Raw genomic sequence first — 12,794 nt, forward strand, 5'->3', positions numbered from 1 at the left:
CATTAAGGTTAGAAAGAATAAGGGGTGAACAATTAATGTCTAACGAAAATAATAAAGGTTTTCGCGTTAAAATACAGCGTTTCGGAAGTCACTTGAGCGGAATGGTAATGCCGAATATCGGCGCATTTATCGCTTGGGGAATCATCACAGCGCTTTTTATACCTAAAGGATATTTCCCAAATGAAGAATTAGCAAAGCTAGTTGATCCAATGATCAAATACTTGCTGCCATTATTAATCGGTTATACTGGCGGTAAAATGGTATATGATGTCCGCGGGGGCGTAGTCGGTGCAATCGCAACGATGGGTGTTATCGTCGGTTCAGATATACCGATGTTCCTTGGGGCAATGGTTATGGGTCCTCTTGGCGGATATTTAATCAAAAAGGTTGACGATCTGTTCAGAGGTAAAGTAAAAGCAGGCTTTGAAATGTTAGTAAACAACTTCTCAGCAGGTATTCTAGGAGCAATTATTACTATTCTTGCATTTAAGTTTGTAGGACCTGTTGTTGAAGCGATAAGCCAAATGCTTTCAAACGGAGTGGAGTTCATCGTTGATGCTAATCTACTTCCACTTGCGAGCATTATTATTGAACCAGCTAAAGTATTGTTCTTGAACAATGCAATCAACCAAGGTATTCTTGGACCAATCGGTGTAGACCAAGCAAAAGAAGTAGGGAAATCAATCCTATTCTTATTAGAAGCAAACCCAGGACCAGGTCTTGGTGTCTTGTTGGCTTATAGCATTTTCGGTAAAGGCACATCTAGACAAACTGCACCAGGTGCAGCTATTATCCACTTCTTAGGTGGTATTCATGAGATTTACTTCCCTTACATCCTGATGAAGCCTGCAATGCTATTGGCAGTTATCGGTGGAGGAATGAGTGGTGTGTTCACATTCACATTATTCAATGCAGGACTTGTAGCAACACCATCACCAGGAAGCATTATTGCCATTATGGCATTGTCTCCAAAAGGTGAGCATTTAGGAGTATTAGCTGGTGTAATCGTTGCAGCCGTTGTTTCCTTTGTAATCGGTGCAATCGTATTGAAAACAAGCAAAGGCGAAGCAGAAGACATCAACGCTGCTGCTGATAAAATGCAAGAGCTTAAAGGTAAAAAGAGCACTGTTGCCGGTGCAGTTACTGGTGCAGCTACTGGTGCTGATGCTTCTGTTGAAGCTGCTGAAGCAACAAACAAAGCTGCAGACTTCGATTACCACAGTGTGAAGAAAATCATCTTTGCTTGTGATGCAGGAATGGGTTCAAGTGCAATGGGTGCTTCTATCATGCGTAATAAAGTGAAAAAAGCAGGCATTGAAGGTGTGGATGTAACAAATACATCGATTGCCAACCTTCCAAGTGATGCAGATCTTGTTATCACACATAAAGATTTAACAGATCGTGCAGTTGCGAAGCTTCCAGATGCACACCATGTGTCTGTAGAAAACTTTATGAACAGCCCTAAATATGATGAGATTATCAATAACTTGAAATAATGATAAAAGGAGCATCGCCTAAAATGGTGATGCTCTTATTTATGTTGTAAAAGGATTAAAAGTGGGTAATATAAACAAAATGATTTTTACGATCTAATATTTAATAATGGCAACATTGAGTGTGAAAAAAATGCTATAACAACTGTTTGAATCCAAGTAATTACTTACTTATAATTAAATTATGTCAAGAAAACAAGGTGATATGGCATGGTTATTTCTGCTAGAGAAAGACTGATTCTGCAATTTTTGCTTGAAGATATGAAAGAGGATGTCACCATTAAGCAGCTTGCTGACATTGTAAATGTGAGTGAGCGGACAATCCATCGCGACCTGAAGAATATTGAAGATGTTCTGCAGGCATTTCATTTGAAGTTGCAGAAAAAAGCAGGAGTGGGAGTAAAGGTAATCGGTACACAAGGTGATATTTATCAATTAAGGGTCACCATCCTAAAGCAGGATTTTACAGAATATACCCCAGATGAAAGGCTTATCGTCGCATTATGTACACTGTTAGCCAATAAGGAGCCTGTGAAACTCTTTTCCCTTGCAAATGATATGGGTGTGACTACAGCAACGGTCAGTCATGACTTGGATAAGCTGGAGCCGATCATAAAAGAATACGACTTGCGGCTTGTGCGCAAACGGGGCTATGGAATCGAGCTGGAGGGTTCTGAAGATGCAAAAAGAAAGGCGATAACAAGTCTGATTTCAGAAAGATTTGATGTGCCGGAATTTTTGAAGATGGTCAGAGACAATATCCAAAAGAAATCCACCAACAAAATAGATTCCATTTCAGAACGGCTGTTAGGTCTCGTTCATAAGGAAAAGATTATCCTGATTGAGGGAATCATTGAAGATATTAATGAAGAGCTTCCTTACAGCCTGGCAGACAGTTCGTATGTAGGGCTGGTTGTCCATATTGCATTGGCGATGGAGCGTATCCAGCGGGGAGAAAATATCACTCTTCAGGAAGATTACTTAAGCGAGTTAAAGATAACAAAAGAGTTTGAATTCGCTCGTAAAATCGCCATGCGTCTGGAGCGGACCTTTGAGGTTGCAATACCAGATGAAGAAATTGGCTATATAACCATGCATTTGCGGGGAGCGAAAATTCGCTATGACAAGGATATAGGGATAAAGGATGAAAACATTGAGGTCGCTGTCATTGTACAGAGCTTAATAAAAAATGTGGAAAATTTGCTTCATACAAGATTATTAGATGAAACCTTATCTCAAGGGCTTTTAGCGCATCTCAAGCCAGCTTTATACAGGCTTAAACAAAAAATGAGAATTTCCAACCCGCTGCTAAGCGATATAAAATTGGACTATCATGACCTGTTTAAAGTTGTAAAAAAAGCAGCAGAATTAACATTACCTAAACTGCAGATTCCAGATGAGGAAATTGGTTATTTAGTTCTTCATTTTGGGGCAGCGTTGAATTCCAAGCAGCTTACGACTAAATTAAGGGTTTTAATTATTTGTTCAAGTGGAATTGGTACATCAAAAATGCTTGCCACCAAAATCGGCAATGAAATACCAGGGCTGTCTGAAATAAAAACAGCATCTGTGTTTGAATTGAAAAATATTACCCTTGATGATTATGATGCCATTCTTTCTACTATCCCGATTGAGGAAATCAACAGAGATTATTTTGTGGTAAGTCCGATTTTAACGAATCAGGAACTCGAGATTGTCAAAAACTACTTACAGGAAAAAGGTGGACAATTAACAGAATCAGCTGATCCAGCTGTTGATGGGATGGAGATATTATCCTTAAGCTTTGAGCATTTTGATCAGTTAGGAAAGCAAGTCACAGTTCTTGCCAATCTGCTCAAAAGTTTCGAAGTGTGGGAAGCAGCTACTAATGCTGATTTATCTAGGTTATTACAAGATGGGCTGGAAAAGCTTAAGCAAAAAGATTCCATCACAGATGCATCAGAAGTGTTACAGTCACTCCAGGCAAGAGAAAAGATAGGAGGCTTAGCCATTCCAGATACAACACTTGCTCTTTATCATACAAGAAGCAATTCAGTGGCGTTTCCATCTTTTAATATAATAAATACAACAAATGCTTTTGAATTAAAGGCGATGAATGGCGGAAGCGAAAAAGTTACAAGGATTTTGCTGCTCTTAGCACCATTCGATCTTGCTTCGTCCACTTTAGAATTGCTGAGCTTTATCAGTTCCCTTATAATCCAGTCGCAAACAAGCATCAGGATGTTTGAAAAGGGGTCAAAAGAAGAGTTGGCACATTTCATAAGCAACCAATACTTAAAAAACTATATTCATACAAATCAGGAGGCAACAAAATGTCTATATTAAAAAAAGAAAACATCATCTTAAACAGCAATGTATCTGAAAAAACGGAAGCTATTAAATTAGCTGGTCAAATCTTGGTAGATCAAGGCTATGTATCAGCAGATTATATTCCAGCGATGCTTCAAAGAGAAGAGATGTCGTCCACTTACATGGGGAACTTCCTAGCAATCCCTCACGGTACAGATGAAGCGAAAGCAGCTGTTCTTCAATCAGGTCTTTCTGTAGTGCAAGTCCCAAATGGTGTAGATTTTGGTGACGGCAATATTGTTAAATTGCTTGTTGGTATTGCAGGAAAAGATGGAGAGCATTTGGAAATCCTTTCTCAAATCGCTATCGTATGTTCTGAAGAAGAAAATGTAGAAAAGCTTGTACAAGCAAAATCAGAAGAGGAAATCATTTCAATTCTAAGCGAGGTTAACTAATATGAAAGCTATCCATTTTGGAGCAGGAAATATTGGGAGAGGCTTTATCGGTCTCTTGTTACATCAATCAAATTATGAAGTTCACTTTGTGGATGTAAATGAAAAAATTATTGATGAAATAAATCAAGAGGGAACATACCGAGTTCTCCTTGCGAACGATGCGAAGGATGAATTTACAGTTTCGAATATTAAAGGCATTAACAGTAAGGCGAACCCTCAGCTGGCTGTCGAGGAAATAGCTTCAGCTGATTTAGTAACAACTGCTATCGGTCCGAACATCCTTAAGTTCATTGCACCATTGATTGCAGACGGATTAAAAGCAAGAAAAGCAAATGATGGTTCATTCTTAAATATTATCGCATGTGAAAACATGATAGGCGGCAGCACAGAATTAAAAAAATTCGTGTTTGAGCACTTAAATGATGAAGAAAAGACTTGGGCTGAAGAATATATCGGATTCCCTGATTCTGCAGTGGATCGAATTGTTCCGAACCAGTCGAATGAAAAGCTGCTTGATGTTCTTGTAGAGCCATTTTTTGAGTGGGTTATTGATGAAACAAAAATTAAAGGCGAAAAGCCTGTAATTCCAGATGCGCATTTTGTTGAGAATCTGACTGCTTATATTGAAAGAAAACTTTTCACAGTTAATACTGGTCATGCTACTACAGCTTATTTAGGTAACAGAAAAGATTATAAAACTATATCTGAAACAATCGAACATAAAGATGTTGAGGAAAAAGTGCTGCAAGTATTGAGTGAGACTGGAAAAGTACTTGTTGAAAAATACAAGTTCGACAAGGATGAGCATCAAAAATATATCCAAAAAATTATTGGCAGATTTGCAAACCCTCATATCGTTGACGATGTGAAAAGGGTTGGACGTTCTCCGCTTCGTAAGCTAAGCCGTAATGACCGTCTGGTTGCACCGGCAATGGAATATATAGAATTGTTTAAAGAAAAGCCTGCTGGTTTAGTAGAAGTTATGGCATCGGCTCTGCTGTTTTTCTCTGGAGAAGACCAAGAGTCAGTTGAGTTGAAAGAATTAATTTTGGATAAAGGTGTGGAACAAGCATTCAGTGAAGTTTCCGGACTGCCTTTAGACAATCAACTAGTTGGTGCTGTCTCTGCTGCTTACAAAGAAATGCAATAAATTGTTTAGAAAGCTGTCCTTTAATGGGCGGCTTTATTTGTATTATTTTCCAAGAGGTTTCACTGAATTTGGACAAGGGTAAATTATTAGCAAATAGAAAGGAGCGAGTAGTAATGAATTCTAGCAAGACTATCCATGTAGTTTCTTCAACAGATGATAATTATGTTCCCCATCTAGGAGTAATGTTTGTCTCACTTCTAGAAAACACACAAAAAAACAGAAAGGTGCAGCTGTATGTCCTTAATGGCGGCATAACGGAGAAGAACAAACAATGGCTGCAAAACACTGTGGCCCCGTACCAAACTTCCATACAATTCCTGGACGTCGATCCAAAACAATATGAAAATGCAGTCGAAAGCAGACATATCACAAAAGCCTCCTATTATCGTATTTCCATTCCTGATTTAATTTCAGAACCAGATATTGAAAAGGTGCTTTATATTGACAGCGACACTGTTGTGCTTGAAGATGTCTCTTCCATTTATGATCAGGATATTTCTCCAAACATAGCTGCGGCTGTAATAGATTGTGGACTTCATGACAGATTAGCAACACTCGGTGTCAGTGAGGAAGCCAATTATTTCAATGCTGGTATCATGCTTATCGACTTAAAAAACTGGCGTGAGAACCAAATTACAGAGAAAGCCTTTGAGTATATTAAGAATGCAACAGATGAGCAGCTAGAATACCATGACCAAGATATTCTTAATACATTGCTTTGCAATAAGTGGCTGGAGCTTCATCCAAAATGGAATGCTCAGGCGTATTTATTGTTAAAACAGAGGAGATTAGAGTTTATAGATGAAATTAAAAAGCAAGAAGCCTTTAGCAAACCTGCCATCGTTCATTTCTGCGGAGAGGAAAAACCGTGGCTTAAAGGCTATGTTCATCCATATAAAAAGACATACTATCATTTCTTAGCTAAAACAGCGTCTGGATTAGAGCAAGGGACAAGCGCTAAGAATTTTTAAAGGGAAAAAGCTGATAAATTCAGCTTTTTTTATATAGAAGAGGCCGAAACTTAAGTTTCGGCCTCTTTTAATGTCTTTTATTTAGTTAGGCATTCGTGATCTAGAGCGAGTACTTCCTTTAGATTGCTTCTTTTTATCCATCATCTTTTTTACGATAGGATAGATGACAGGAGCCCATTTAATGACTGTACGTATCATTTTTTTCATATCTATCACTCCTTTTTCTTATCTATTCCCTGCAATAAGTGTATATAAACAAGCCAAAATGAGGCAGAGTCCTGTATTTTGGCTATAATAAATATTGTATTTGCAGAAGAAAGAGCATATAGTTTTTATTAAATGAGATGCAACAATTTAAGACGGAAATACGTCTAAATAGAAAGTATAGAGAAATAAGCAAAGGAAAGGGTAAAATGATGGAGAAAATCAAATCCCTGCTGGAGATGTTCTGGCGGTTTTGGAAAAGAAGACATTTAACACAAATTCTTCTTTTAGCATTGTTATTATTTGTTCTAGTTTCTATATTATATTTTATGTATTTAGCAAGTCAGGCAAATGTAAGTACGTTGAAGGCTGGGCTTAGCCAAGCTACTGTTATTTATGATAAAGACGGCGACGAGGCAACGGAGATAAAGACAGAACGGACAGAAGGCATTGAGCTTAAGGATGTGCCGGACTATGTACCGGGTGCAGTCGTTTCTATTGAAGATGAGCGGTTCTACAGCCATAATGGCTTTGATTTGAAAGGGATAACGCGAGCGTTTTTTAAAAACCTGCTTGCTGGAAGTATAACAGGCGGGGGCAGCACGATCACCCAGCAGCTGACAAAAAATGCACTGTTATCTTCTGAACAAACATACAAACGAAAAGCAGAGGAATTGTTTTTGGCTGTGGAAATAGAGAAGCACTACAGCAAGGATGAAATTCTGCAGATGTATTTAAATCATGTTTATTTTGGCAGCGGTGCTTGGGGTATTGATCAAGCAGCCAAAAAATATTACAACAAGAATATCAAGGATGTTTCCATAAGCGAAGCAGCATTGCTTGCAGGGCTTTTACAGGCTCCATCTTCTCTTGATCCGTACAAAAATTATGATGGTGCCATCAAGCGAAGAAATGTAGTGTTAGGGAAAATGAAAGAAGAAAATGTCATTACAGAAGATGAATATAAGGATGCTGTCGCTGAAAAGATTGTTCTAGAGGACGGCGGAGGTTCGTTCATTGACAGAGATTATCCTTATTTTGTTGATTCCGTTATAAGTGAAGCAATTTCCGAGTATGGTCTTACTCAAGAGGAAATTCTGACTAGAGGGTATAAAATTTATACAGAAATGGACCAGAATCTCCAATCAACACTTGAAAAAACATTTGCAAACGATGCGCTTTTCCCATCGAGCAGTGATGGAACAAGCGCACAGGGCGGGGCTGTGCTGCTCGACCCCGAGACAGGCGGTATAAGAGGTCTTGTTGGAGGCAGAGGCGAACAAGTCTTCAGAGGATTAAACAGAGCTACACAAATTAAGGTGCAGCCTGGTTCGACAATGAAGCCGCTGGCAGTTTACACCCCCGCATTGGAACAGGGCTATAAGACAACCTCCATTTTGAAGGATGAGCCGTTTAAAAAGGGTAACTATGAGCCGCAAAACTTCTCGAAAACATATCAAGGAGAAGTGCCAATGTATGAGGCGTTAGAGAAGTCCTTAAATGTTCCTGCTGTTTGGCTTTTAGATAAAATTGGCATTGATAAAGGGCTAGATGCATTAAATAGATTCGGCATTCCATATGATGAGAAAGAAGATAAATATTTAGGTATTGCGCTTGGAGGAATGTATGAGGGAGTGTCGCCGCTGCAGATGGCAGAAGCGTACTCAACATTTCCGAATGATGGCGTTCGGATGGAAGGACATTTAATCACTAAAATCGTCGGACCGACAGGCAATGTGATTGCAGAGTATAAGTCGAAGTCGACTAAAGTAACATCAAAATCCGTCGCAGAGGATATGACCTCGATGCTGCTGGATGTTATAGATTCAGGAACAGGCCAAGGAGCAAAGGTTACAGGCTTTGAGATTGCTGGGAAAACAGGCTCGACTCAATTAGACAATGCTAATCTGTCTGGCACAAAGGATCAATGGTTTGTAGGCTATACACCAAATCTAGTTGGAGCGATGTGGCTTGGGTATGATAAAACAGATGAGCAGCATTATTTAAAGAGTAAAAGCTCTGGAGATGTTGTGCCGATTTTTAAAACGATTATGGATCAAGCAGTACAGTATGTAGAACCAGAAAATTTCTCTGTAATATCTGTAAGTGACCAGCTTGCTGGCAAGACTGAGCGAACACAGAAAGTAGAGGAAACAAAAGAAGCAATCAAGGAAAAAGCGAAAGAGATACAGACTACCATTGAAGAGAATTCTTCCAAATGGGGCCAAGTATTGGATGAAATGAAAGAGGACGCAGGCATCATCAGTGATAAGCTCAAGAATAAATGGAATGAAATAATGGGTCAATAAAATAAAGGAGGCTGGAACACAATGTTCCAGCCTCCTTTATATGATTTGTGCCAATTTTTAAAGGAAAAAAAGAGTATATATAATAGAAGCGTTTAGTTTGGCTAAAAATGGTTCAATATCCTTTTAAAAAAGTATATGTGACAAGTTTATGGACATAGATTTTCATAGCCACATCTGCTATAATTACTGAGTTGGTATCTTCTTGGAAAATGTTTGCTAGATTTAGGGGTAAATCAATTATGACAATTGGTAAATTTATCCTTACGATTTTTGTCACATTTACAGGCTTCGAGATATGATATCATCATACAGGTAGTAATAATAGATATTTTACCTATTTAAAATGAATGTTCTATGTCTAAATCTTGAACATTCTGTGAATATTTTAACATTTAAAGTTAAATTGGAAGGAGATGCACTAAATTGAAGTCAAAAAAAGGCTTGTTATTATCACTTCTAGCGATTTTGCCAATTTTTGTACTGAGCGGCTGTGAAAGCATGGTTGTTTTTGATCCTAAGGGCCCTGTTGCTAAGAGCTTAATGGATTTGATCAACTGGTCGCTTATTTTTATGACAATTATCGTACTAGTTGTTTTTGGTTTGTTCGCGTACATTGTTTGGAAATACCGCGCTAAACCGGAAAACGAAGGCTATGAGCCGCCAGAGGAGCACGGAAGCACAGTGCTTGAAATTGTCTGGACAGTTATTCCTTTCTTAATTATCATTGCTTTGACTATCCCAACTGTTAAAACTATTTATGCAGTAGAGGATATTCCGAAGAATTATGAAGATCAAGAACCAGTTGTGATTAATGTAACATCTGCAGATTGGAAATGGATTTTCAGCTATCCGGAAGAAGGAATTGAAACTGTTAACTATGTAAAAATTCCTGCTGGTGTTCCGATTGAGTTCAAATTGACTTCTGCTGGAACAATGCAATCTTTCTGGGTTCCACAGCTTGCTGGGCAAAAGTACACAATGTATGGAGCTGAAACTGAGTTGTACTTAGTTGCGGATCATACAGGAGAATACTTAGGACAAAATACAAACTTCAACGGTAAAGGATATGCAGAGATGCAATTCAACGTAGAAGCTGAAACACAAGACGATTACGATGCTTGGGTTGATGAAGTTAAAGATACTGCACCTAAGTTGACAGAAGATAAATATAAAGAATTGTTGAAGCCGACTCATCTAGGGCGCATGACATTCTCTAATACTCATTTAGAGTGGATTGACCATGGAAAAGGCGGAACTTCTAACTACTACTTGAACCCTGAATTGTACAAAGTTCATGGTTATCAAGGTAAAATCTTCGATCATGAAGATGCAGACAGCGAAGAGAAAACTGATGGGGGTGAGCATTGATGGACATTAAATGGAATGAAATCCTTGTACAAGGAGATCCGTTGATCCTCGGTTCCCAAATCGGTATCGCATTGACGATGATTGGTGCTGTTGTTCTAATCACGTACTTGAAAAAATGGCGTTACCTTTGGGATGAGTGGATCACAACTGTCGATCATAAACGTATTGGTATAATGTACATCATTGTTGCGGTATTGATGTTCTTCCGCGGCGGTATTGATGGATTAATGATGAAAACACAAACAGCGGCACCAGACATGAAGTTCCTGGATGCACAGCACTATGATGAAGTATTTACAACACATGGTGTTATCATGATCTTGTTCATGGCGATGCCTGCTTTAATTGGTCTTATGAACGTTGTTATTCCGTTGCAAATCGGAGCGCGTGACGTTGCATTCCCGCAGCTGAACGCATTAAGCTTCTGGCTGACTTTCGCTGGAGCAATGCTTTTCAATATTTCTTTCGTAGTCGGTGGTTCACCAGATGCTGGTTGGACATCGTACTTCCCGCTTGCAGGTAAGGAGTTCACACCTGGGGTAGGTAACAACTATTACGCAATTGCCTTGCAGATTGCCGGGGCAGGTACATTGATGACAGGTATTAACTTTGTTGTCACAATCCTGAAAATGCGTACTAAAGGCATGACATTAATGAAAATGCCTATGTTTACATGGACTGCGTTATTGACAAACGTCCTAATCATTTTTGCATTCCCAATCCTTACAGTTGCATTAGCATTGATGACATTTGACCGTATGTTCGGTACACATTTCTTCACTGTTTCTGGCGGAGGAAATGCAATGCTTTGGAACAACTTATTCTGGCTATGGGGACATCCAGAAGTATATATTGTTGTCCTGCCGGCTTTCGGTATGTTCTCAGAAATTATTTCTACGTTCTCAAGAAAAACATTATATGGTTATAAATCTATGATTATTTCCATTGTTGGTATTGCGATTTTGAGTTTCGTTGTTTGGGTTCACCATTTCTACACAATGGGATCTGGACCTGTCGTTAACTCCGTATTCTCTATTACAACAATGCTGATTGCGGTTCCGACCGGGGTTAAGATTTTCAACTGGTTGTTTACCATGAGAAAAGGTCGTATCCAATTTACGACTGCAATGCTATGGTCACTTGCATTTATTCCAACCTTCACTATCGGTGGGGTAACAGGGGTTATGCTTGCAATGGCTGCAGCTGACTATCAATACCATAATACGTTATTCCTAGTGGCTCACTTCCATTATGTGTTGATTCCTGGGGTAGTATACGCAGTATTTGCTGGATTCTATTACTGGTGGCCAAAGATGTTCGGTCATGCATTGAACGAACGTCTTGGAAAATGGCATTTCTGGTTATTTAATATCGGTTTCAACGTAACATTCATGCCAATGTTCTTCCTTGGCCTTAAAGGTGCAGTTAGACGTTCTTACACGTTCTCTGCAGAATCAGGATTTGCACCGTTATTCGCAGTTTCAGCAGTAGGATCATTGATTCTAGCAGCTGGTTTCGCAGTATTAGTGTACAACATCTACTGGAGTGCACGTTATGCAAAACGCAATATCTCTACAGATCCATGGGATGCAAGAACATTAGAATGGCATACAGCTTCACCTGTACAGTTCTATAACTTTGCTCAACTGCCTGAAGTTAAAACATTAGATGCTTTCTGGCACATGAAGAAAAAAGATAAAGATGCGTTAGTTCTAAAAGAAGACGAGTTAGAAGAAATTCATATGCCAAGCAATTCAGGGCTTCCATTCATTATGTGTGTAATCTTTGGAGCTGCCGGATTCTTCATGGTATTTGAGTGGATTCCTCTAGCAGCAATTGCAGCTGCCTTTATATTCGTAGGCTTGCTTGTACGTTCCTTCGATTACGATGAAGGTTACCACGTAAAAGTCGACGAAGTTAAGAAAATTGAGCGTGCATGGAGGGGTGAAAAATAATGGCTAAAGTAGATACTTCTTTACCGTTGGAGTACCAAACGGAACAGAACCGTCTGAACATTTTCGGTTTCTGGATTTTCTTGGGTGCTGAAATAGTCTTATTTGCATCATTGTTCGCCGCACATGGCTCTCTATACAATGCATTCGCAGATGGACCTACTCCTAAAGATTTATTTATACTAAAAGACGTTATGATTGAAACATTGCTGCTGTTAACAAGTAGTTTCACATGCGGTATTGCTATCTGGTATATGCGCCGCAACAACTTGAAAGGCTTGTTAACATGGCTTGTTATTACATTGTTACTTGGTGCTGGTTTCGTATTCTTCGAGGTGACTGAGTTCATCCATTATGTTCATGAAGGTGCGAAAATGCAGACAAGCGCATATTTCTCAAGCTTCTTTGTACTGTTAGGAACACACGGACTTCACGTTTCTATCGGTATCGGCTGGGCAATTGCAGTTATTATTCAATTAGTTAAACGTGGATTGACACCTACGACTGCGCGTAAAACGTTTATTATCAGCTTATATTGGCACTTTTTAGACGTTGTGTGGATCTTTATCTTCACATTCGTTTATCTAGCAAGGATGGTGTAAT

The 12,794-nt window shown here is 39.1% G+C and carries 10 protein-coding genes; 9 read left to right on the top strand and 1 reads right to left on the bottom strand.

Annotation, left to right across the window (positions count from 1 at the left end; all coding sequences use genetic code 11):
- Positions 1 to 35 precede the first annotated feature (35 nt).
- The 5 genes from MKX82_RS01365 (at position 36) to MKX82_RS01385 (ending at position 6,358) form a co-directional block, all read left to right on the top strand.
- Positions 36 to 1,496 (top strand): PTS mannitol transporter subunit IICB, encoded by a 1,461-nt coding sequence (locus MKX82_RS01365; protein ID WP_341074612.1) that lies wholly within the window; start codon positions 36 to 38, stop codon positions 1,494 to 1,496.
- Between the two features lie 207 nt (positions 1,497 to 1,703).
- A complete protein-coding gene (locus tag MKX82_RS01370; RefSeq protein WP_341074613.1) occupies positions 1,704 to 3,818 on the top strand; it encodes a BglG family transcription antiterminator in 2,115 nt (704 codons plus the stop codon).
- On the top strand, positions 3,806 to 4,237 hold the full coding sequence (locus MKX82_RS01375; RefSeq protein WP_233316878.1) for a PTS sugar transporter subunit IIA: 432 nt from the start codon (positions 3,806 to 3,808) through the stop codon (positions 4,235 to 4,237). Before MKX82_RS01370 ends, MKX82_RS01375 begins: the two co-directional genes overlap by 13 nt.
- A 1-nt stretch (position 4,238) precedes the next feature.
- On the top strand, positions 4,239 to 5,387 hold the full coding sequence (locus tag MKX82_RS01380) for a mannitol-1-phosphate 5-dehydrogenase (protein ID WP_233316879.1): 1,149 nt from the start codon (positions 4,239 to 4,241) through the stop codon (positions 5,385 to 5,387).
- A gap of 113 nt (positions 5,388 to 5,500) precedes the next feature.
- Complete coding sequence (locus tag MKX82_RS01385) at positions 5,501 to 6,358, top strand: glycosyltransferase family 8 protein (protein ID WP_233316880.1); 858 nt, start codon at positions 5,501 to 5,503, stop codon at positions 6,356 to 6,358.
- 81 nt (positions 6,359 to 6,439) lie between these two features.
- Here MKX82_RS01385 and MKX82_RS01390 read toward each other — a convergent pair whose 3' ends face one another.
- The gene (locus tag MKX82_RS01390; protein WP_233316881.1) at positions 6,440 to 6,565 is read right to left on the bottom strand and encodes a hypothetical protein; all 126 of its coding nucleotides are present in this window, start codon (positions 6,563 to 6,565) and stop codon (positions 6,440 to 6,442) included.
- Between the two features lie 209 nt (positions 6,566 to 6,774).
- Between MKX82_RS01390 and MKX82_RS01395 the strand changes: the two genes are divergently transcribed.
- The 4 genes from MKX82_RS01395 (at position 6,775) to qoxC (ending at position 12,793) form a co-directional block, all read left to right on the top strand.
- Complete coding sequence (locus tag MKX82_RS01395) at positions 6,775 to 8,871, top strand: transglycosylase domain-containing protein (RefSeq protein WP_251646688.1); 2,097 nt, start codon at positions 6,775 to 6,777, stop codon at positions 8,869 to 8,871.
- A gap of 423 nt (positions 8,872 to 9,294) precedes the next feature.
- The gene (gene qoxA / locus MKX82_RS01400) at positions 9,295 to 10,239 is read left to right on the top strand and encodes a cytochrome aa3 quinol oxidase subunit II (RefSeq protein WP_233316882.1); all 945 of its coding nucleotides are present in this window, start codon (positions 9,295 to 9,297) and stop codon (positions 10,237 to 10,239) included.
- Positions 10,239 to 12,194, top strand: a complete 1,956-nt coding sequence (qoxB, locus tag MKX82_RS01405) for a cytochrome aa3 quinol oxidase subunit I (protein ID WP_233316883.1) — start codon at positions 10,239 to 10,241, stop codon at positions 12,192 to 12,194. The genes qoxA and qoxB overlap by 1 nt, the downstream gene beginning before the upstream one ends.
- Positions 12,194 to 12,793 carry a cytochrome aa3 quinol oxidase subunit III gene (qoxC, locus tag MKX82_RS01410; protein ID WP_245399827.1) on the top strand — a complete coding sequence of 200 codons (600 nt, stop codon included), beginning with the start codon at positions 12,194 to 12,196 and terminating at the stop codon, positions 12,791 to 12,793. Before qoxB ends, qoxC begins: the two co-directional genes overlap by 1 nt.
- Position 12,794: the final 1 nt, after the last annotated feature.

The sequence above is a fragment of the Niallia sp. FSL R7-0271 genome (assembly GCF_038005785.1).
In the GTDB taxonomy this organism is placed as follows: Bacteria; Bacillota; Bacilli; order Bacillales; family Cytobacillaceae; genus Niallia.

What these genes read in the sequence shown, in the direction of transcription:
- MKX82_RS01365 (WP_341074612.1), top strand. Translation starts at nt 36, where the DNA reads ATGTCTAACGAAAATAATAAAGGTTTTCGCGTTAAAATACAGCGTTTC.
- MKX82_RS01370 (WP_341074613.1), top strand. Translation starts at nt 1,704, where the DNA reads ATGGTTATTTCTGCTAGAGAAAGACTGATTCTGCAATTTTTGCTTGAA.
- MKX82_RS01375 (WP_233316878.1), top strand. Translation starts at nt 3,806, where the DNA reads ATGTCTATATTAAAAAAAGAAAACATCATCTTAAACAGCAATGTATCT.
- MKX82_RS01380 (WP_233316879.1), top strand. Translation starts at nt 4,239, where the DNA reads ATGAAAGCTATCCATTTTGGAGCAGGAAATATTGGGAGAGGCTTTATC.
- MKX82_RS01385 (WP_233316880.1), top strand. Translation starts at nt 5,501, where the DNA reads ATGAATTCTAGCAAGACTATCCATGTAGTTTCTTCAACAGATGATAAT.
- MKX82_RS01390 (WP_233316881.1), bottom strand. Translation starts at nt 6,565, where the DNA reads ATGAAAAAAATGATACGTACAGTCATTAAATGGGCTCCTGTCATCTAT.
- MKX82_RS01395 (WP_251646688.1), top strand. Translation starts at nt 6,775, where the DNA reads ATGGAGAAAATCAAATCCCTGCTGGAGATGTTCTGGCGGTTTTGGAAA.
- qoxB (WP_233316883.1), top strand. Translation starts at nt 10,239, where the DNA reads ATGGACATTAAATGGAATGAAATCCTTGTACAAGGAGATCCGTTGATC.
- qoxC (WP_245399827.1), top strand. Translation starts at nt 12,194, where the DNA reads ATGGCTAAAGTAGATACTTCTTTACCGTTGGAGTACCAAACGGAACAG.